Origin of the sequence: Nocardia sp. NBC_00511, from assembly GCF_045161165.1 — a bacterium.
Lineage (GTDB): Bacteria > Actinomycetota > Actinomycetes > Mycobacteriales > Mycobacteriaceae > Nocardia.
Genome location: NZ_CP107849.1, coordinates 2,689,816 through 2,709,781, shown reverse-complemented (window position 1 = coordinate 2,709,781; position 19,966 = coordinate 2,689,816). Strand labels below are relative to the sequence as shown.

General features: G+C 67.8%; 20 protein-coding genes. 8 read left to right on the top strand and 12 right to left on the bottom strand.

What is annotated here, in order from left to right; all coding sequences use genetic code 11:
• Positions 1-127: 127 nt before the first annotated feature.
• Together OG300_RS12885 and OG300_RS12880 are read right to left on the bottom strand one after the other, a co-directional pair.
• Complete coding sequence (locus OG300_RS12885; RefSeq protein ID WP_405495496.1) at positions 128-409, bottom strand: hypothetical protein; 282 nt, start codon at positions 407-409, stop codon at positions 128-130.
• Positions 406-687 (bottom strand): hypothetical protein, encoded by a 282-nt coding sequence (locus OG300_RS12880; protein WP_405495494.1) that lies wholly within the window; start codon positions 685-687, stop codon positions 406-408. Before OG300_RS12880 ends, OG300_RS12885 begins: the two co-directional genes overlap by 4 nt.
• Positions 688-1,112: 425 nt before the next feature.
• Between OG300_RS12880 and OG300_RS12875 the strand changes: the two genes are divergently transcribed.
• From OG300_RS12875 to OG300_RS12865, 3 genes are all read left to right on the top strand, one after another.
• Complete coding sequence (locus OG300_RS12875; RefSeq protein WP_405495492.1) at positions 1,113-2,615, top strand: carbohydrate kinase family protein; 1,503 nt, start codon at positions 1,113-1,115, stop codon at positions 2,613-2,615.
• Positions 2,616-2,701: 86 nt separating this feature from the next.
• Positions 2,702-3,682: a GTP cyclohydrolase II RibA gene (gene ribA / locus OG300_RS12870; protein WP_405495490.1), complete on the top strand. Its 981-nt coding sequence runs from the start codon at positions 2,702-2,704 to the stop codon at positions 3,680-3,682.
• 205 nt (positions 3,683-3,887) lie between these two features.
• Positions 3,888-5,717, top strand: coding sequence for an AMP-dependent synthetase/ligase (locus OG300_RS12865; RefSeq protein WP_405495488.1), 1,830 nt, complete (start codon positions 3,888-3,890; stop codon positions 5,715-5,717).
• A 57-nt stretch (positions 5,718-5,774) separates the two neighbouring features.
• Here the strand turns inward: OG300_RS12865 and OG300_RS12860 are convergent, their stop codons facing one another.
• A complete protein-coding gene (locus OG300_RS12860; RefSeq protein WP_405495486.1) occupies positions 5,775-6,329 on the bottom strand; it encodes a GyrI-like domain-containing protein in 555 nt (184 codons plus the stop codon).
• 56 nt (positions 6,330-6,385) lie between these two features.
• Positions 6,386-7,681, bottom strand: coding sequence for a phthiocerol/phthiodiolone dimycocerosyl transferase family protein (locus OG300_RS12855; RefSeq protein ID WP_405495484.1), 1,296 nt, complete (start codon positions 7,679-7,681; stop codon positions 6,386-6,388).
• A 131-nt stretch (positions 7,682-7,812) separates the two neighbouring features.
• Between OG300_RS12855 and OG300_RS12850 the strand changes: the two genes are divergently transcribed.
• Positions 7,813-8,361 carry a TetR/AcrR family transcriptional regulator gene (locus tag OG300_RS12850; RefSeq protein ID WP_405495482.1) on the top strand — a complete coding sequence of 183 codons (549 nt, stop codon included), beginning with the start codon at positions 7,813-7,815 and terminating at the stop codon, positions 8,359-8,361.
• 271 nt (positions 8,362-8,632) lie between these two features.
• Here OG300_RS12850 and OG300_RS12845 read toward each other — a convergent pair whose 3' ends face one another.
• The 3 genes from OG300_RS12845 to OG300_RS12835 all read right to left on the bottom strand — a co-directional run bounded on the left by OG300_RS12845 (position 8,633) and on the right by OG300_RS12835 (position 11,891).
• Entirely contained in the window at positions 8,633-9,169 is a 537-nt protein-coding gene (locus tag OG300_RS12845) for a YbhB/YbcL family Raf kinase inhibitor-like protein (protein WP_405495480.1), read from the bottom strand.
• 19 nt (positions 9,170-9,188) lie between these two features.
• On the bottom strand, positions 9,189-10,538 hold the full coding sequence (locus OG300_RS12840) for a M20/M25/M40 family metallo-hydrolase (RefSeq protein WP_405495478.1): 1,350 nt from the start codon (positions 10,536-10,538) through the stop codon (positions 9,189-9,191).
• A gap of 135 nt (positions 10,539-10,673) precedes the next feature.
• Positions 10,674-11,891, bottom strand: a complete 1,218-nt coding sequence (locus tag OG300_RS12835; RefSeq protein WP_405495476.1) for a hypothetical protein — start codon at positions 11,889-11,891, stop codon at positions 10,674-10,676.
• A 180-nt stretch (positions 11,892-12,071) separates the two neighbouring features.
• On the opposite strand from OG300_RS12835, the gene OG300_RS12830 reads away from it, so the two are divergent.
• Positions 12,072-13,040, top strand: a complete 969-nt coding sequence (locus OG300_RS12830; RefSeq protein WP_405495474.1) for a phospholipid scramblase-related protein — start codon at positions 12,072-12,074, stop codon at positions 13,038-13,040.
• Between the two features lie 64 nt (positions 13,041-13,104).
• Positions 13,105-14,631: an FAD-dependent oxidoreductase gene (locus OG300_RS12825; protein WP_405495472.1), complete on the top strand. Its 1,527-nt coding sequence runs from the start codon at positions 13,105-13,107 to the stop codon at positions 14,629-14,631.
• Between the two features lie 73 nt (positions 14,632-14,704).
• Here OG300_RS12825 and OG300_RS12820 read toward each other — a convergent pair whose 3' ends face one another.
• A complete protein-coding gene (locus OG300_RS12820; RefSeq protein WP_405495470.1) occupies positions 14,705-15,709 on the bottom strand; it encodes an aldo/keto reductase in 1,005 nt (334 codons plus the stop codon).
• A 90-nt stretch (positions 15,710-15,799) separates the two neighbouring features.
• On the opposite strand from OG300_RS12820, the gene OG300_RS12815 reads away from it, so the two are divergent.
• A complete protein-coding gene (locus tag OG300_RS12815) occupies positions 15,800-16,384 on the top strand; it encodes a TetR/AcrR family transcriptional regulator (RefSeq protein WP_405495468.1) in 585 nt (194 codons plus the stop codon).
• Positions 16,385-16,493: 109 nt separating this feature from the next.
• Positions 16,494-17,933: an FAD-dependent oxidoreductase gene (locus tag OG300_RS12810; protein ID WP_405495466.1), complete on the top strand. Its 1,440-nt coding sequence runs from the start codon at positions 16,494-16,496 to the stop codon at positions 17,931-17,933.
• 36 nt (positions 17,934-17,969) lie between these two features.
• On the opposite strand, the gene OG300_RS12805 is transcribed toward OG300_RS12810, so the two are convergent.
• The 4 genes from OG300_RS12805 to OG300_RS12790 form a co-directional block, all read right to left on the bottom strand.
• On the bottom strand, positions 17,970-18,332 hold the full coding sequence (locus tag OG300_RS12805; RefSeq protein ID WP_405495464.1) for a hypothetical protein: 363 nt from the start codon (positions 18,330-18,332) through the stop codon (positions 17,970-17,972).
• A 56-nt stretch (positions 18,333-18,388) separates the two neighbouring features.
• Entirely contained in the window at positions 18,389-18,799 is a 411-nt protein-coding gene (locus tag OG300_RS12800; RefSeq protein WP_405495462.1) for an Imm7 family immunity protein, read from the bottom strand.
• Positions 18,800-18,854: 55 nt separating this feature from the next.
• The gene (locus OG300_RS12795) at positions 18,855-19,274 is read right to left on the bottom strand and encodes a hypothetical protein (RefSeq protein WP_405495460.1); all 420 of its coding nucleotides are present in this window, start codon (positions 19,272-19,274) and stop codon (positions 18,855-18,857) included.
• A 172-nt stretch (positions 19,275-19,446) separates the two neighbouring features.
• Positions 19,447-19,911, bottom strand: coding sequence for a DUF4254 domain-containing protein (locus OG300_RS12790; RefSeq protein ID WP_405495458.1), 465 nt, complete (start codon positions 19,909-19,911; stop codon positions 19,447-19,449).
• Positions 19,912-19,966: the final 55 nt, after the last annotated feature.

The window sequence follows — 19,966 nt, the reverse complement described above, 5'->3', positions numbered from 1 at the left end:
TCGCCTGTCGCGGCTGCTGTGACCACGCCGGGCAGTTGCATCCCTCATCGAGTCTTCACCCCTCATCGGGTTCCGGACAGTCGGTATTTCATGTCGATCCCGACCAGTCCGTTTTGTGCGGATTCCGCTACCGCGCTCTCCTTCCCAGCACCCGCGCCCGCGCCTCCTCGAGGCTCACCCCCAGCTCCTGCGCGCTGACATGCGCGCGCACCGCCAGGATCGCGTCCTGCTGACGGTGATTGCCGGAGAAGATCTCCGCCAGCTCCATCCCCGCCAAAGCCTGACCGCGCGACACCCGCCGCTCGGGTAGCCAGCTCACTTTCCACTCGACCTCCCACCCTGCCACCCGCTGCGCCGCTTCGGGAGTGAGATCACTGGTCATCTGCCAATCGGAGTAGAAAATCGTCACGCTCCCTCCCCCCGATCGCGCCTACGCTGCTGCAAAACGGCCATGACGTGCGCCACGGTCGTGTCCAGCTGCCTTGCGAGCAGTTCGGCCGATTCGTCCGGTTCGCTCCCGGCGCTGCACAATTCGGTCAGCGCCAACGCCGCACACGCCTGCTCGCGGGTCAGTAGCGGCGCCGGCCGCCAGCTCAGCTCCCACGCCGGTTCGGCGCGCCCGGCCAGCCGCCGCGCCCACTCGGGGCTGACGCTGCAGGTAATCGATCGACTGCTCTCATAGATCACGACGAGTCTCCAGTGGTGTGGACGTCGTCGCCCGGTGAGACAGCCTGCTGAACAAATGCCGCAACCGGCCGATCGCGATGGGACCGATCGGCCGGGCTGTCGCTGCCGGAGCCCGGAATGCGGGGTGGCGGGGACGACGGGCGGGTGGTGGACGGGGGCGCCGCGCTGGTGCGCGGCTAACGAGCGCCGGCTTCGACGTCGCGCTCGGACTCGGGTTCACCGGCCGCTGCGCGCGGGCCACGGCGGAGACGTCGGATCAGGCGTATCGCTCCGGTCACCAGGACCTCCCGAACTGTCTGGCGGGTGCGAAGATTCGCTGTGTCCAGAATGGCATTTGCCAGTCCTGACGGCAATTGCCGCTTGTGACAAGGGAATTGCCAGATCTGCTGTCAGATAAACCAGTCCGGCGGTACCGTTGGTAGCGAATGATGAGAAACCCTGCTCCCGGAAGAAGCGAGTCGGCCTCGGCCGCGCAGAATTCCGGTGTCGCCATCGTGTGCGAGCTGCTCATGCGCTTGCGCAAACGCTCCGGGTTGAGCCGGAAGCTACTGGGCGGCACCGAAATCGAAGTCGAACCGCTGCTGCGGCAACCCGCCGTCGCCCACCACGCCGAACGCGCGTCGCTCAGCCCCGAGGACGCGGTGCTGCAACTGCTGCCGCGCTTGGCCCAGCAGCTACCGCCCACCGAACGCCTCATCGTCGACGCCGAACTGAATCTGGGCCTGCTGCGCGCCGATCCACCCTCCGACCTCGACCTCGCCGGGCTCTACGCCGACGACCTCGGCGCGCGCCGCGCCGCGCTGCTGGCGCAATGGCATCGCCTGCACTCCGCCCTCGGCGATCACCAGGCCGGAAAACCCCCGTCGGTCAGCACCTTGCGCGCCAACCACGAACGCCCCGCCTTCGCCGCCCTGGCCGAACTGCTCGTCGCGCGCGCCCCCACCTTCACCGGCGGCCTGACCGTGGTCGGCGACGCGGTGATGGACCACCTCTACGCCGTGGAAGTGCTGCCCGGCAGCGGTGACACCGTCTGGGGCGACCTCAAACGCCAACCCGGCGGCAAGGGCCTCAACCGCGCCGTCGCCGGCGCCGAACTCGGCCTCGACACCCGCCTGGTGTGCGCGCTCGGCGACGACGAGGAAGGCCGCACCATCCTCGGATTCCTCAAGACCCACCAGGTCGACACCCGCCTCGTCGGCGTGGTCCCCGCCATCCGCACCCCGGTGACCGCCGTGCTCATGCCGCAGGAGGGCCGCCCCGGCACCATCCCGTCCAAGGACGAACGCCTGACTCTGCTTGCGCGCGAACACGATCAGGTCAGCCTGCACAACGCGCTGACCCAGGCCGAAGCCGTGGTGGTGACCTTCGAACAATCCGCGCAGATGGTGCAGTGGGTGCTCAACACCGTGCGCGCCGTCGCGGCACCCCGACCGTGGGTGCTGGTCAGTGCCGCACCGACACTGGCGGATCCGGGACATCTGCGCAAGGACATGACCGGGGTCGACTACCTCGTGGGTACGCCCCGGGAACTGAGCCGCCTGATCTCGGTCGGTGACGCGGCACTCGATGCGGTGGCCCGGGATCTGCTCACTACCGGGGTGCGTGCGGTCTGCGCCATCGATGGCTACACCTGCCGGGTCTGGACTGGTGAAAACGAGTTCAGCATCGACGAATTCGCCGGTTTCACCGCGGACTCCGCGGGTACCTACGCGCCGTTCGTGGTGGCGCTGGCTCATCGGCTCATCCGCACCCACCGGTCAGCGGCGCGCGCCGACTTCGTGTGGGCGACCGCGGCCATGGTGGTCGCCGGCGGCGCGGGTGCCCAACCCGTCGAAGGTCGGGGACGAATCCGCGAGTACGGGCGGCCCGGTGCGATAACCGCCGCGGCCATCGACCGGGTGGTCGCTCGGATTCCGGGCGCCTTCTAGCGAGTTTCCGGCGACCTGCCGCCGCCGCGAATTCGATGCACGGCTCGCCCCGCGTGACTCACGTCACCATCCAGTAGCGTGCTGCCGTGACTTCTACCGTCGATCAGCCGGGCACCCACCCGGCAAAGGTGCGGACCGCCCTGATCACCCTGCCTCGTCTGCGGACCGGCCGGGGACGATCGGACGCGCTGGTCTCGCCGGTGGCGCAGAGCGCCACCCCGCCCGCCGAGACGCGTCTCGCGCCGCCGAACCTCACCGTCGCCGAGTTCGCCGCCGATACCCGGCATCTGCTCACCCGCCGTGGGCTGCAACTGTCGGTGCGCGTCGCCGAATTCGACGACGGCAGCGGCTGTGCGGTACTCGTCGGGGACCCCGAACGGCACCGTAATCCGTTGGTGCGCATCCATTCTCGCTGCCTCTACGGTGATGCCTTCGACTCCGAGGACTGCGACTGCGGGCCCGAACTCGAACTGGCCCTCGACAAGATCCAAGCCGCGGGCGCCGGAGTGGTGCTGTATCTCGAACAAGAAGGCCGCGGGGCCGGGCTGACGGTGAAGGCGCAGGGCCTGCGGCTGAGCGAGCGTGCGGGTATCGACACCTTCGATAGCTATGCCCGGTTGGGCTTCGACCACGACTTGCGCAGCTTCGCCTACGCCGCGCAGTTCCTCACCGGCGTACTGGGGCTCTCGCGAATCCGGCTGCTGACCAACAATCCACGCAAGGCGCACACCCTGGCCGAGCACGGCCTGCACGTCGACACCGAGGCGCTGCCCACCACCCCGCGCAATCGCCGCGCCCTGCGCTATCTGGAGTCCAAGCGGCGCAAGGCAGCACACCGTCTGCCCTCGCGTGGTGCGTGGCGCCTCGAGATCTGGGGTGTTCGCCTCGGGATCGCCGCGTTGGCGCTCAGCGGTGTCGGCGCGATCCTCCTGCTCGCGCGCGAACTGCTGATCATCCACGAATTGCTGGTCCTCGCCGTCGTTTTCACCCACCCGGTGGCGCGTGCGGCGCGATTGCGGGTGCGCATGCTCACGCATCGACTCGGTGAGCAATCGTTGCGGCGGTGACGTGTCTGAGCCACCACCTCCTGACCGGTTTGTCCGTTGTAGCCCGCGACACAGTCGTGAATTTCTGGCTACGATGAGTGAGCCGCGCCACAGACGGCGCGTGGCCATCGCGTGATCGGGTTGGTCGTTCTCTCGGACGTCGGGTTCGCGCGGGTGGGTGCGCGCGGGGTGGCGGGTGAAGCGAGAGGCAATCGGGAAAAGGGATATGACGACTGATATCGGGTACGTGCACGCATCGGGGAAGACGGTTCACACGATTCCGGAGGCATTCCAGCAAACGCTGACACTGCGGCCCGCGCAGGTGGCGTTGCGGACGGTGGGGGGAACGCGCCAGGTCACCTGGCGTGAGTACGGGGAGCAGGTGCGCAGCATCGCGGCCGGGTTGGCCGGCCTGGGTGTCGGGCGCGGAGACACGGTCGCGATCATGCTGACCAACCGGCCGGAGTTCAATCTGGTCGACACCGCCGCCCTGCACCTGGGCGCGACCCCGTTCTCCATCTACAACACCAGTTCCGCCGAGCAGATCAACCATCTGTTCACCAATGCCGAGAACCGCATCGTCATCACCGAACCGGTCTTCCTCGAAGCGGTACGCGGCGCCGGTGTCGAACTGGAACACATTGTGCTGGTGGAGGGTTCGGCCGCCGGAACGATCAGCCTCGCCGAGGTGCAGGCCGCACCGGCCGCCGACTTCGATTTCGACGCCACCTGGCAGGCCGTGCGGCCCGGCGATATCGCCACCCTCATCTACACCTCCGGCACCACCGGCCCGTCCAAGGGTGTGGAGCTCACCCACTCCAATGTGGTCGCCCAGATCGTGGGCCTGGTGGCGGGCCCGCTCACCGTCGGTCTCGACGATCGCTCGGTGTCGTATCTGCCCGCCGCGCACGTGGCCGACCGCATCTCCGGGCACTGCGCGAACCTGTTCACCGGCGTGCAGATGACCTGCGTGCCGGATCCCCGCGAGATCGCCGCCGCCCTGCCCGATGCCCGCCCGACCGCGTTCTTCGGGGTGCCGCGGGTGTGGCAGAAGATCAAGGCCGGCATCGACGCGAAGCTGGCCACCGAGTCCAGCCCGGTCAAGAAGGCCCTCGCGGGCTGGGCGATCGGAGTGGGCGCGCAGGCCGCGCGCGCCGATCTCGCCGGCACCGGGCGAGGCCCGCTGCTGGACCTGCAGCACAAGCTCGCCGACGTGCTGGTGCTCTCGAAGTTGCGGCACGCCTTGGGTTTCGACGAGCTCAAGGTCGCCGCCTCCGGAGCCGCGGCGATCCCGCCGGAGACCCTGGAATACATGCTGGGTCTCGGCTTCACCGTCACCGAGGTGTGGGGCATGTCGGAGACCTCCGGCGTCGGCACCTACACGCCACTGGACAAGCCCAAGCCCGGCACCGTCGGAATCCCCATGGCCGGGGTGGAGATCCGCCTCGGTGAGGACGGTGAACTGCTGCTGCGCGGCGGCATCGTGACCGGCGGCTACCGCAAGATGCCCGACAAGACCGCCGAGGCCATCGACGGTGACGGCTGGCTGCACACCGGCGACGTCGCCACCATCGACGGCGACGGGTATGTCACCATCGTCGACCGCAAGAAGGAACTGATCATCACCGAGGCGGGAAAGAACCTGTCTCCCACCAATATCGAGAACACCGTGAAGGCGGTGTCCTCGCTGGTCGGTCAGGTGGTGGCGATCGGTGAGGCCAAGCCGTTCATCTCCGCGCTGATCGTGCTGGACCCCGACACCGCCGTGGTGCGCGCCAAGGCGCTCGGTATCCCGGACGCGGATCTGAAGACGCTGTCCGCGCATCCGGACATCATCGCCGAGATCAAGGCCACCGTCGCCGCCGCCAACACCAAACTCGCGCGCGTCGAGCAGATCAAGCGCTTCACCCTGCTCGCCGACAACTGGGAACCCGGCAGCGACGAGCTGACCCCGACGCTCAAGCTCAAGCGCAACCCGATCTCCGCCAAGTACGGCACCGAGATCGCCTCGCTCTACCTCAACCCCGCGCCCGAGGGCGTGATCAACCTGGGCTGAACGCTCTGAACGCGTTGTGGGCCCGGACCTTTCGTCCGGGCCCACACTCGTCTCCGCTCAGCCGCGCCGTACCGGGTGACGCAGAATCGTGCGCATCCCGGAGTCCTGGGTGCGACGCGGATCGGTCAGATAGATCTCGTGGTGGCGACCGTTCATGAGCAACCCCTCGGCGTCCATGAAAGCGGCCATGCGCGCGAGGGTTTCGGGTTCGTCCGCATACGGTCCGCGATGCATGACCTGCACACACTCGCCCTCGGACAGTTCTTCGAACACCGCGCCGGAGATCATGTCGGCGCTCACCGAGTCCGGCATCCGGATCATCATCGTCCAATGCCATTGCTCGCGCGGCACACTCAACGGCGGCTGATCGGACTCCACCCACCACAGCCCCTCGAGTTTGGGCACCACGAAATCCGTGCCCGCCGCCTTGGCGATCTTCTTGGCCCCGTAGGCGGCCCGGTACACCGCCGCCACCGCCTCGCTGTACCGCTCACCCAGTGGCGCGCCCGAACCGGTCGCGGTCACATACCGGTGGACCGGGAAGGTGCGCACTACCGGTTCGCCGGGGGCGTCGTAGTAGGGCTTGTCGGTGCGGGCCAGATCCAATTTCACTGCTGTCTCCTCACGGTCGGCTGCCGTCGAGCATGCGGTCTCCCGTGGCCGGAGGGTCAAGCCCGTGCGGACGCGGTCCGCGCCAGGCGGGTGAGCTGCGCGCTCATCGCCTCGGCGACCCGACCCATCTGGGCGTGACTGTGCTCGGCCGTGTCGTATTCCACCTGAATGGTGAGCCGCGCGCCCACGGTGAAGATCGTCATCTTCGGTGGCATGCCCGCGGCCATGGCGAACACCTCGTCACGCACGAACTGCAGTGTCGCGGGCATCGAATGTGCCGGCAGGCGGCCCATATTCGACAGCGCGATCGCCGGAGCGGCGTCGAGCACCGCGGCGATGGACGCCTCCAGCGGCCGCTGCGAGGCCCGCATGAACAGCGCCGGGAAACGCCCGTCCAGTAGCTGACGCAGCATCGCGTCGGCCTGCACCGCGAGAGCGATCGGATCGGAATCATGGTCCACCACAGCCGCAGTCCCGGCCCCGGAAGCACAGTTCAGGACCGTCGACACCGGCACCCGCGGCGTGAGTTCCGGGCGCAGATCCACCGCGTGCCCGCACATCAGCGCCACCGGCCCGCTCGCGGGCACCTCGCCACGCACCGCGCTCAGCGCCGCCCCGGTCAGCAGGCTGTTGACCGAGATGCGGTGTCCGCGAGCGACAGTCACCAGTTCCGCGGTGTGGCGGGCGTCGAGTTCGATGCGCCGCAACGCCAGCCGCCCATTGGGGTCGCCGATCCCGTCGCCGTCGAGCGGCAGGGCGTGCGGGGCGTCGCCGGGCTGCCCGGCCATCGCCCGCACCTGATCGAGGAACCCGTCGACCTCGGCGTCGCTGGTGACCGCCGCGAGCAGCGTGTCGACACCGTCGATCAGGTCGCGATCGGAATCCATCGGCGGCAGCGGGGTTCCCGCCAAGTGTGCGCTGTACCGCTGCCAAAGTTCCTCGAGCAGTGCGAAACCCGAGCGGCCGTCACTGATGCCGTGGTGGACGATCAGTACCAGGCGGGTCTGCTCGCGCCCGCGCAGCAGCACCGCGCGCAGCAATCCGTTCGACCAGTCCGGGCGCGAGTTCACCAGCCGCCAATATTCGTCGAGTTCACCGTCGAGCACCCGCAACGGGGGCCGGTACCCCGCGTCGACCTCGAAACGGGTCGCGTCGGGGCTCAGGCGGCTGCGCAGCAGCACATGCCCGGCGGCGAGTTCACCGAGCACCCGCCGCAGCATCGCCACGTCGACCTCACCGCGCACGGTGGTGCCGACGAACAGCGGCATACCGCCGATCGGCACGCTGCCCAGGCGGGTGTTCTCGGTGAAGTAGCCGGTCTCGAACGGGGACAGAACGCGGGTCTGAGTCATGGCGAGCTCGAGCTTTCGTGTGGCGGAGCGGGGAGAACTCGACCATACATGTGTTTCAAACAGGTGTTCAAAACAAATGTTTGAAACACATGTCACAAACGCGTGTATGAACCCCTTGCTACCCTGACCGGGTGGGAACCCGAGAAGACCTCCTGGCCGCGACCAAGCAGTGCCTGGCCGAACGCGGCTACGCCCGCACCACCGTGCGCGACATCGTCGCCGCCTCCGGTGCCAACCTCGCCGCCATCAACTACCACTTCGGCACCCGCGACAACCTGCTGCACCAGGCCATGCTCGAATCCACCGGCACCGCGGTCCAGGCCCTCCTCGACGCTCTTCCGCCCGCCGACACCGATCCGGCCCAACGCCTGAACGCCTTCTGGCACAAGCTCATCGGTTCCTTCGCCACCGACCGCCCGCTGTGGGCCGCCAATATCGAATCCAGTGCCCAGGCCCTGCACTCCCCCGCGCTGCGCACCGAGACCGCCGACAAACAAGCCGAAGCCAGGGAAGGTCTCACCCACGCCCTCGGCAACGGCGACCCCGCCGCCGGTGCCGTCTTGCAAACCCTCATCGGCGGCCTGCTGGTCCAGCACCTCATCGACCCCGACCGCGCCCCGACCCCCGAAACCCTCGCCACCGGGCTGCGCGCCCTCGCCGATCAGCTTGCCCCGCAATGAGAATGGCGCTCCGTCGCTGAGCGTGAGGAGCGCGCCGAGACCGATCCGGAGGTGAGCACATGGGAATCGACTACAGCTACGAGGTGTACGTGCATCGCGATTCCGCGCGGGCACTGCTGGAAACCGTGAAAGCGCACTGCTTCCAGTGGCGGGGACAGTTCACCCTCGTCGAATTCCCGGACGGCACGGTGGAGATGCCGTGCACTCCGGACCGGAAAGCGCTGTGGCCCCGAGCGATTCGCTCGGGGCCACAGCGCACATCACCTGACCGCTACTTCTGCTCGTGCGTGCCGATCAGCGTCGCGCGGCCGATGGCGTTCATGAACAGGTTGAAGCCCAGATAGGCCGGGGACGCGGATTCGTCGACCTCGAGGCGCTCGACGCCCACAGCGTGTACGACCACGAAGTATCGGTGATGCCCGTGTCCGGCGGGCGGGAACGCGCCCGTGTACTGGTGCAGCCCAGCATCATTGCGCAGGTGGATCGCACCGGCGGGCAGGCTGCCGCCCGCGCTGGCCTGACCGGTCTCCAGGCTGGTGGTGGTGACCGGCACATTGGCCACGACCCAGTGCCAGAAACCCGACGCGGTCGGTGCGTCCGGGTCGTACATGCTGATCGCGAAACTCTTGGTCTCGGCGGGGAATCCGGACCAGCTCAGCTGCGGGGAGATGTCGTTGCCGCCCGCACCGCCCAGCGCGCTGACCTGATCGAGGTGCAGGGGTTTGCCGTCGCTGATGTCGGCGGAGGTGAGGGTGAACTCGGGCAGCTGCGGCAGTGGCGCGTACGGGTTGTACGAATAATCGGGCACGAGCAGTCCTTTCGAATCGTCAGCTGTGCAACAGGAAGTGTTCCAGCACACGGGTGCCGAATTCGAGGGATTCCACCGGAACCCGCTCGTCGACCCCGTGGAACAGGGCGGTGAAGTCCAGCTCGGGCGGCAACTGCAGGGGTGCGAACCCGAAGCAGCGAATCCCCAACTTGGCGAACGCTTTCGCGTCGGTGCCACCCGAGAGCATGTAGGGCACGGTGCGTCCGGCCGGGTCGTGGGCGAGGATGGCGTCGTTCATGGCGTCGACGAGATGCCCGTCGAAGGTGGTCTCGTAGGAGTCGAGCTTGGTGATCCACTCGCGCTCCACATCGGGCCCGATCAGCGCGTCGACCTCACGCTCGAATTCGGCCTGCCGTCCCGGCACCACGCGGCAGTCCACGACCGCCTCGGCGGTCTGCGGGATCACGTTGGCCTTGTATCCGGCATTGAGCATGGTCGGGTTGGCGGTGTCGCGCAGGGTCGCGCCGATGATGCGCGAGATGGTGCCCAGTTTCGCCAGCTGACCTTCGATTCCCGGTGCGGCGGGATCGAATTCGAGCCCGGACTCCTCGGCGACCGCGGCCAGGAACTCGGCCACCGAATCGGAGACGACCAGCGGGAAGGTGTGGGTGCCCAGCCGGGCGACCGCCTGCGCCAGGATGGTGACCGCGTTGTCCTCGTGCAGGAACGACCCGTGCCCGGCGCGCGCCTTGGCGCGCAACCGCATCCAGCCCAGGCCCTTCTCTGCGGTCTCGACCAGATACAGCCGCCGCTCGCTGCCATCGGGTTTGGGCACGGTCAGCGAGAACCCGCCGACCTCGCCGACCGCCTCGGTGATGCCTTCGAACAGTTCGGGGCGATGCTCCACGAGCCACTGCGAACCCCAGCGACCACCGTTCTCCTCATCGGCCAGGAACGCCCACACGATGTCACGCGGGGGCACCGTGCCCTCGATCTTGAACTGCCGGGCGATGGCCAGCATCATGCCGACCATGTCCTTCATGTCGATCGCGCCGCGCCCCCACACGTAACCGTCCTGCACCGCGCCGGAGAACGGGTGCACACTCCAGTCGGCGGCCTCGGCGGGCACCACGTCCAGATGCCCGTGCATCAGCAGCGCCCCGCGCGAGGAATCCGCGCCTTTCAAGCGGGCGAAGACGTTGCCGCGGCCGGGCGCGCCGGATTCGACGTATTCGGTGGTGTACCCGGCCTCCTGCAGCTGTTGTGCCACCCACTGCGCGCATTCCTGCTCGCCCTTGGTGGTTTCGAGTTCGCCGGTATTGGAGGTGTCGAACCGGATCAGCGTGCTGACCAGGTCCACCACTTCCGAGACGGCGCGAGAGGTGCGGGTTTCGGCGGTTTCGGACACGTCACTTTCCTACCACCTTCGGGCGGGTGCCCGGTGCGCCGCGGTCGGGCACGGGACCCGCGGTGCAGGTGGGCGCGGGCGGGCGGGGTTGGAATCAGCCGTCGCGCAAGGCTTCCCGTGCTGCGGGCGGCCAGCTCAGCGCTGCAATCGCATGGTCGTGGTGAGGGTGGTCAGCAGGGTGTCGAGGCGTTGATCGGCGATGCGGCGTTCGAGGACCTCCGGATCCAGCCGCGTCGATACGGCCCACAGTTCCCCGATGTGCACCTGCACGTCGACGTCGGTGGCCGCCAGCAGCCACAGCAGCGGCGCCCACAGCCGCGCCGCCTGTGCGAGCGCGGGCAGCATGATCAGCGTCGAGGGATCCAGTCCCAGCAGTCGCGCCCCGGCCCGGCGTCGCGCCTCGGCGGGCGTGCGGGCCAGTGGTTCGAGCACCCCGCGCCACACCGCGAGGTCGCTGCTGCCGTCCACGGCGGCGATCAACTGGTCGGACACGTCGGCCAGCACCGGGTTGAGTGCCAGGCGGGTGAGCGCGTCGGGACCGAGCTGCCCGAGGAACCGCAGCATGTCCGCGGTCGCGTCGGCGCTGAGGAAGGTGCCGATCAGATCGGCGATGGCCGAAGGCGGTGCGACGTCGAAGAGGATGTCGCCGACCTCCGCGACCACCTCCGGACTACATCGGGTGAACACCGACAATGCGGCCAGCCGTAATTCCTTGGAGCCGTTGATGACCGTCTCGAGCAGCCGCGGCAATCTCTGCCGAGAACCCGCGAGCAGTTGGCGCACCACCGCGTCGATGGCGCTGGCCTCATAGGCATACGACGCCGAGAGGATCAGCCCCTCGTCGTCGGGCACGCCTTCCTCGACGGCGCGCACGAGTTCGGGTGTGGCATAGGCCAGGAACGGTCCGGCGGTGATGTGGTCGCGGCGGCGCAGCAGCTCGTTGACGATGGCCACCACCGGTGCGGGCGGCGCGTCGTCGGCGAGCTGCCCGACGGTGCGCGGATCCAGATAGGGCGCGCAGTCCGCGGCGTAGGCGGTGTCCATGCGCAGCAGCGCTTCGACGGCCTTGGCCGGATATTGCACGCCGATCGCCCCGGCCGCACGCCCGGTCATGGTCGCCGGGACCAGTCGCTGCACGATCGGCAGCGAAATACTCAACGGAATGATGGGGACGAGTTTGGCGATCCGTTCGAAAATAGGGGTGTGCTGATCGAAGAGTTTGCCCGACATGCGTTGCTGCAGTTCGTGCAAGCGGTGCGGGCCGAGTTTCTCGAGGTGGGCGAGGCGTTCGACGGGGACGTGCAATGTTCTGGCCAACAGGATGAGCTGCGCTCGTATCACCAGATCTGTCATGAGAACAGCCGCGTGGTTGTCCGGTGGCAAACCGCGAATTCGGCTGTGGCGGACATGCGTTCCCCGTTTCCCCGGGCAATCAACGACCGACCGCCCGATGTCGATCGCCCATCATAGAGGTGACATCGGGACCAAAAGTAGAAAAAGTGCAGAGTCCCTGTACACCGTTAGGATGCGGCCATGAGTCAACCCGCGGGGTGGTACCCCGAGCGTCCAGGATCGAATGTGCTGCGCTGGTGGGACGGCAGCCAGTGGACGAATCACACACAGCCCCAAGCACAGACACCGCCGCAACCGCAGCAACCGGTGCGGCCGCCGGCCCCGCAGCACCAGCAGCCGCAGCCGCCCAAGCCCGCGCAACCCTACGGGCAGCAGGCACAGCAGCGGTACGCGCCGCAGCAGGGACAGCCCTCTTCGCAGCAGGGCCCGTACCCGCCGCAGACCGGTGCCGGACCGTGGGAGCTCGAGATCGGCGGCCCGGTGAATCCGGCCGATGTGCAGCGTCAGGTGCAGCAGCAGGCGGGGATCGCCCCGGCGGGTTCCGGTGGCGGGACCCTGTTCACCGAGCCGGTGCTGGTGGTGAACCAGAAGGTCAAGTTGATCGAAATGGTCAACGAGTACGCGGTTTTCGATCAGCACGGCCGCCAGATCGGCGCGGTCGCCGAGATCGGGCAGAGCGCGCTGAAGAAGGCCGTGCGCTTCCTGTCCAGCTACGACCAGTATCTGACGCACAAGCTCGAGATCCGTGACGCGCACGGGCAGCCGTTGATGCGGATCACGCGCCCGGCCAAGGTGTTCAAGTCGAAGTTCCTGCTCGAGCACGGCAACGGTTCCCCGATCGGGGAGATCCATCAGGACAACATGATCGGCAAGATCAACTTCTCGTTCCTGGTGAACGGCCAGAAGATCGGCGGGATTCGCGCCGAGAACTGGCGGGCCTGGAACTTCGCCATCCACGATCACACCGGTCAGGAGGTCGCCCGCATCACCAAGACGTGGGAGGGCCTGCTCAAGACCATGTTCACCACCGCCGACAACTACGTGGTGCAGATCCATCGCCCGCTGCCGCAGCCGCTGCTGTCGATGGTCGTCGCCTCGGGCCTGGCCATCGACACCGCGCTCAAACAGGATCAGCGCGGCTGGAACTGAGCGCGCAAGCTCCGCGCAAGCCGGTGCAAGAGCCCGGCAATCGGCCATCGCCACAGTGAATCCCATGAACGAGACACGCGATGTGGTGGTGGTCGGTGCCGGGCCGGTCGGTTTGATGCTGGCGTGCGAACTGCGCCTGGCCGGAGTGGACGTGCTGGTCGTGGAGCGCCGCACCGAACCGGATATGACGGCCAAGGCCGGTGCGATCAATGTGCCGACCGCCCAGGCCCTCGACCGGCGTGGACTGCTGCCGGAGATGATCGAGACCCAGCAACGTGCCCTGGACAAGATGGCCGCGATCTTCGGTGGCGCGAGTGTGCCGCAGGCGCCGCGCCGCAAACCCGCGGGCGCGCATTTCGCGGGGATCATGCTGTGGGACGACAATGTCGACGTCACCGACCCGGCGTTCGCCGATGTCGGTCCGGCCGCCGAATACCGTTTCATCGACCAGCAGGCCATCGAGGCGATGCTGACGCGTCGCGCCGCCGAACTGGGTGTGCCGGTGCGCCGCGGCGTCGAGGTGACCGGGTTCGTCGACGACGGTGTCGGTGTCACCGTCGACTGCGGTGCACGAAAGGTGCGCGCCGCCTGGCTGATCGGATGCGACGGCGGCCGCAGCGGTATCCGCAAGCGGGCCGGGTTCGATTTCCCCGGCCTGGATCCGGAGATCACCGGCCATCAGGCGATCGTCGAGATGACCGGTGCGGAGAACGTCCCGCTGGGCTGGCATGCCACCCCCACCGGCGTCTACGTCAACGGACCCATGCCCGGCCGTTTCCTGACCGTCGAATTCGACGGCCCGCCCGCCGATCGCGACGCACCGGTCACCGCCGCCGAACTCGAGGCCAGCTTCGAGGCCGTCACCGGCGTGAAAGTCTCCATCAGCCAGGTGCTTTCGGCGACCCGCTTCACCGACAACACCCGCCAGAGCTCCGACTACCGCCGCGGCCGCGTGCTGCTGGCGGGCGACGCCGCCCACGTGCACTCCCCCTTCGGCGGCCAGGGCCTCAACCTGGGCATCGGCGACGCGGTGAATCTGGGCTGGAAACTGGCCGCCGTGATCCGCGGCCGGTCCCCGGAAGCGTTGCTGGACACCTACACTCGCGAACGCCACCCGATCGGGGAGTGGGTGCTGGACTGGACGCGCGCGCAGATCGCGATCATGCGCACCGACCCGCGCAGCCGTGCCATGCGCGCGGTCACCGAACAGCTCCTCGACACGCGTGACGCCACCACCGCGGTGTTCAAGAAGCTCTCCGGTGTCCTGCACCGCTACGACCTCGGCGATGCCCATCCGCTCGTCGGTGCCGTCACCCCCGACCTGGAATTGGCCGACGGCACGCGCCTGGCCGAACACTTCGGTGACGGCAACGCGGTGCTGTTGGATCTCACCGAATCCGCCACCGTGCGCGAAGCCGCCGCCGCGTGGGATGGCCGGGTGCGGGTGGTGACGGTGAAACTGGCGCAGCCGCGCGAACTTTCGGCCCTGCTGATCCGTCCCGACGGTGTTGTCGCCTGGGCCGCGGACTCCGCTGGGGTCGATGGCCTGTCCGCAGCCCTCGAACGTTGGTTCGGCGCCCCCGCGCACTGATCCGGTCGGCGTCGCCCCAGGTCGCGGTGGACGGGTCCCGGTGTGGGCGTTGGGCTCGAGACGGGAGGCGCAATCAGGCTGCGCTGGTGAACATTCCGTTGACCGGGCCGTTGGTGGGGGCCGAGAGCGTATCGAGGCGCTCGGCGAGTTCGGCCGGGAGCGCGATCTCGGTGAGGTTCTCCTCGAGCTGCTCGACGGTGCGCGGGCCGATCAGCGTCGAGGCGATGCCCGCTCGACCGGCCACCCACGCCAGCGCGACGGCGACCGCGCTGGTCTCCAATTTGGCTGCGACGCGCGCTACTTCGTCGGCGATGCCGAGATTGCGCTCGGTGAGCAGGTCTCCGGCCCACCGGTGGGCCATCGGCACCGGAGAAGCCAGCAGCCGGTCGAGCCGACTACCCGCCGGGCGCGATCCCCGATAGCGGCCGGTGAGCACCCCCGAGCCCAGCGGGCTCCACGCGGTGACGCCGAGCCCGTGTCGGTGGGAGGTGGGCAGGATCTCCGCCTCGATCGTGCGCGCCACCAGCGAGTACTGCGCCTGCAGCGCGGTGAACGGGGTGCCACCGGCACGCTGTGCGGCCCACTGTGATTCGACGATCTGCGCGGCGGTGAAGTTGGAGCAGCCCAGATACCGGACCTTCCCGGAGCGCACGAAACCGTCCAGCGTGGCCATGGTCTCCTCGATCGGCGTGTCCGGGTCCCACTGGTGGCAGTAGTACAGGTCGATGTGGTCGGTGCCCAGCCGCCGCAGGCTCGCCTCGAGCGCGCGGGTCAGATGCCCGCGCGACAACCCGCGCTGGTTGGGGCCGTCGCCCTGGGGCAGAAAGGCTTTCGTGGAGATGACCACCTGGTCGCGGCGGTCCTTCACGGCGCGGCCGATGATCTGCTCGGATTCGCCGGAGGTGTAGCCGTCGGCGGTGTCGATCAGGTTGTGTCCGGCGGCCAGGAACCGGTCGACGATGCGCCGCGCCTGCGTCTCGTCGCAGCTGGCGAAGTAGGCCGAGTCGCCGAAGTTCATGGCGCCCAGGCTGATCGGTGAGATCTTCAGTCCGGATGCGCCCAAGGTCGTGTACTGCACGAGGGTGTCCTCCCCATTGGCTAGAATCGGAATCGTGATTCCGCTTAGAAAATACGGAATGCAGATTCCGCTTGTCAATGGATGTGTCTCGTGACAGGCGAACGAGTGCTGCGCGCCGACGCCCGCCGCAATCGCGCCCGCCTGCTCGAGGTGGCCGAATCGGTGTTCGCGACGCAGGGTGTGGAGGTGCCGATCGAGGAGGTGGCGCGCACCGCGGGGGTCGGGGTCGGCACCGTCTACCGGCATTTCCCGACCAAGAAGGATCTCGTCGAAGCGATCGTCATCGACCGCATGGGCCGGTTGGTGCATCGCGCGCGAACCCTTGCCGCCCAACCGGATTCGCCGGACGCGCTGTTCGAGGTCGTGGACTGGATCGTGGCCGAGGTCGCGGTGAAAAAGCACCTCGAAGCCGCGAGTACAACACCCGGCGCACCGAAGTCCGAGGCCCTCGAGGCCAGCGCCGCCGACCTGCGTGCGGTGTTGTCGGAGTTGCTCGCCACCGGGCAGGCCGGTGGCGCGGTGCGCGGCGATATCGAACTCTCCGACGTGCTGATGGCGCTCTACGGGCTGAGTGCCGCCGCCGAACACTACGGCTGGGATGCCTCGCGCCGACACCGCGCGATCGGCCTCGCCTTCGAGGGGCTGCGGCCGCGCGATCAGTCCCTCGCACGCTGAGCGTCGGCGCGATCGGTGACCCCTCTGCGGTCCGCTGAGCGGGACCGGCGTTTCCGGGGCGAACGCCGGGCTGGGACCGTTCGCCGGGAGAGGGAAGGACGGTGCGGTCATGGTCGAAGCGGCAACACAGTGGGATCTCGACGCGGAGGTGGTGGTGGTCGGTTTCGGTGGCGCGGGATGCGCCGCCGCGATCGCCGCCCACGACGCCGGGGCGCGAGTGCTGGTGCTGGACAAGGAATCCGATGCCCGCGCCGGTGGCAGCACGCGCGTCTCCGGCGCGGTCTGGTTCGACAACCAGGACCCCGAGCGCGCCGCGGTTTACCTGCGCAGCCTCAGCGCGGGCCGACCCATCCCCGAACCGGTAGTCGAGGCGTGGGCCGACGAAACCGCCCGCAACACCGAATGGATGCGCGGGCTGGGCATTCCGGTCGCTCTCGCGGTCCCCGCACCGCCGGAGTATCCCGAACTCGACGGCAGCGACGTCATGCGCGGCTGGATCGGTGTCGAGGGCCGCATGGGCGACGGCCTGCTGTGGGCGGCACTGTCACAGGCGGTACGTGATCGCGGCATCGAGGTGCGCCTGGAAACCCCTGCGCGCGAACTGATCACGGCCGACGGCGAGGTGCGCGGCGTGCTGGCCACCACCGCCGACGGCACACCGCTGCGCGTACGGGCCCGCCGTGGCGTCATCCTCGCCACCGGCGGTTTCGAAGGCAATCCGGACATGGTGCGTGACCACCTGCGCCTCACCGACCCCGTGGTGTGGGGCACTCCCGCCGCGACCGGCGACGGCCTGCGGATGGCGGTGAAGGCCGGTGCCGACCTGTGGCACATGTCCAACATGATGACCCTGCCCGGCCTGCGCGCCCCCGGCTTCGAATCCGGTTTCTACACCGCATTCCCCGCCACCAACAGCTTCATCTACCTGGGCCTCGACGGCCGCCGCCTGTGCAACGAACGAGTAGCCCTCGCCCACGGCCACGCCCGCCTCAACGGCTCCTACCAACTGTTCCCCACCACCCCCATGCACATCGTCTTCGACGAATCCGCCCGCCGCGCAGGCCCGATCGTCCCCGGCCGCGACAGGCTGGCCGTCAGCTGGGCCGCCCTCATCGAGGGCTACGACTGGAGCGCTGACAACTCCGCCGAGATCGACAAAGGCTGGATCCACCGCGCCGACACCCTCCCCGAACTGGCCGCCCTACTCAACGTCGACCCGGAAACCCTCATCACCACCGTCGCCCGCTACAACGCCGCCTGCGAGGCGGGCCACGACGACCAATTCGGCCGCCCCGCCCGCACTCTCGCCCCAGTCTCCGAACCGCCCTACTACGCGTTCACCAGCGCCCCACTCCTGGCCTGGAGCAACGGCGGCCCCCGCCGCAACGAAAACGCCCAAGTCCTCGACCCTTTCGGCCAGGTGATCCCCGCCCTCTACGCCGCAGGCAACGTCAGCTCCACCTACTCCTGGTGCAAAGACGGCGGCTTCCACATAGCCGACGCCCTAGCCTTCGGCCGCATCGCCGGAACCCACGCCGCCACCCAGTAGCCGCAAACGAGGCCGGTTCCGGTGAATGAACCGGCCTCAGCGCGAGAGCTGTCCCCCGGCACACAAACCCGCCGGTGTGCCGCGCAACCAGCACGGCTCGAAATGCTCCAGCGACATCAGGTGATCCCACTCCCGGGAGATCCGCCCCATCAATTCCTCTGCATCACCTGACCATTCGAGAAAGTCCACCGAATCGGCTGCACTGTTGGACAACGCCCCCACCCGCATCAGCCCCTCGCCGAGCAGATACATGCAGATCTCCAATGATCTGCACCGCACGACCGCCGGATCCGGTGCGCCCTCACCCCTCCACCACTCGTGGGTCGACTCCTCGACCAGCCCATGTAGAACCGTCAGCGCCACATAGTCCGACAGACTCTGATAGAGGACCTCCGCCACAACCGAATCCGACAGCGAGACCGGACCTGCGACCTCAGCGGGAAGATGCCATCCTGTCACCGTGCAGGACTTTCGAGGTCTTCGATCTCCGGAATGCAGGGCGACAAGAATTGATCGGACGCATCACTGATCGCTCCCCGCCGCATGACCCTCACCTGGAATTCGTTGCCCCGACCATGCGGATCCTCATCGTCGCGAACATAGAGCAGCCCATACGAGCCCGCAGCCACCAGACCGATCCGCCGAAACACCTCCACCACAGTCTCCCCCTGCCCACCACGATGATTCGTGAACCCAGCCAATTGAACCTGCGTCATCCCATTGACCGTCCGTATATCGACAAGCCCCGGCAACGATGCGAGCGCACCCAATTCCCCCTCCACCCGCCGAACAGCGTCATCCGCCGCAGCTTCATCCTCGTCCCCGGCGGAACTCTGAACCGTCACCCACCCGTGGTACTCGAACACTCTGTCTCCTGTGTAATCAGTCGAAAAGCCGCGGGTATCCGACAGCGGCGAAGGATCAATCCGGGATTATCTGGATCAACTCGGAGTCGGGCCAAAGGGTCGGTGGTTCATCGGTAACCCATGCGTATTCGATTCCGGAAACATGACCGGCGTCGATCCAGATCAGGATTTCACCTTCGAACGCCTCGAGATTCGGAACGTAGGCAGCCACCGACAGCGGCCCGTCCGGAACGTCGGCTCCCGCGTTCGAGCATTGCGGTCGAAGGTCCAGGACCCAATCGGCCTCATTGCGAACCAGCGCACCTTGCAAATCCTCGACCAGGTTCTCCCACCCGGTCACCCCCGACGATTCGATGATCGCAGCGGCCAATCGACGCTCAGGCTCACCGATTTCGCGCCAATCTCCCCGGTCCTCTCCCATGCGTCCGGAGGCTACCAGTGGCGCTGCCACTCCTTCGGCGACCGTCAGCGCCACGTTCGCGTTCGATCCGGGCCGCTATGGCGGCGACACTCCATTCGCCGGGCCGTGGCGGATGCACCCATGTCCGCACTGTGGTCACCGGCAAGACCACGGCGCTGCCGGTGACCAGGCCGACGAGGAATGGCAGCCAGATGGCGGTCATAGCGCACCTCCTTCCTGGTCGGTCTCAAACCTGCTGGCCTCGAAGTTCTTTCGGGTGCGGGGCGACGGAGTCAGGAATGCGCCGCGTGCGGGCAGTGAGATCGTGGGCGAGGTCGGCGTAGGCGAGAGCGAGTTCGGCCAGCCGCCTCCATGCGTAATGGGACCTGCATTCGGAGACCGAACCGTCCAGGGTGTTGTGCGCATCGACCGAGAAGCGAGCCAAACGGTCGACAACCATGCCGAGAGTCTCGGTGTGCAGAGCCGCCGCCGCGAGTGGACGGGGCAGGTTCTGTGCTGTCCAGCGATCGATATCGTGGATCAATCGTGCACGACCACAGTCGATTTCGAGGAGTTCCGCCGGTTCCGCACGGTGCCGAGCTTCGTGCAGTCCGGCCAGTTCATACGCGGCTTCCAGCAGCGGATGCTGATGGATGACGGTGCCCGAGCAGGCATTCAGCAGCAGATCCTTCGACGGTAGCCCGGTTGTCATCGGTCGCTCCCCCTCAGCTATTCGCGTTCGTGGGATCAGTAGACACCTGCGGCAA

Excerpts from the sequence above, each read along its gene's own strand:
- OG300_RS12875 (WP_405495492.1), top strand. The coding sequence starts at position 1,113 with ATGATGAGAAACCCTGCTCCCGGAAGAAGCGAGTCGGCCTCGGCCGCG.
- OG300_RS12865 (WP_405495488.1), top strand. The coding sequence starts at position 3,888 with ATGACGACTGATATCGGGTACGTGCACGCATCGGGGAAGACGGTTCAC.
- OG300_RS12855 (WP_405495484.1), bottom strand. The coding sequence starts at position 7,681 with ATGACTCAGACCCGCGTTCTGTCCCCGTTCGAGACCGGCTACTTCACC.
- OG300_RS12835 (WP_405495476.1), bottom strand. The coding sequence starts at position 11,891 with ATGACAGATCTGGTGATACGAGCGCAGCTCATCCTGTTGGCCAGAACA.
- OG300_RS12830 (WP_405495474.1), top strand. The coding sequence starts at position 12,072 with ATGAGTCAACCCGCGGGGTGGTACCCCGAGCGTCCAGGATCGAATGTG.
- OG300_RS12825 (WP_405495472.1), top strand. The coding sequence starts at position 13,105 with ATGAACGAGACACGCGATGTGGTGGTGGTCGGTGCCGGGCCGGTCGGT.
- OG300_RS12810 (WP_405495466.1), top strand. The coding sequence starts at position 16,494 with ATGGTCGAAGCGGCAACACAGTGGGATCTCGACGCGGAGGTGGTGGTG.
- OG300_RS12790 (WP_405495458.1), bottom strand. The coding sequence starts at position 19,911 with ATGACAACCGGGCTACCGTCGAAGGATCTGCTGCTGAATGCCTGCTCG.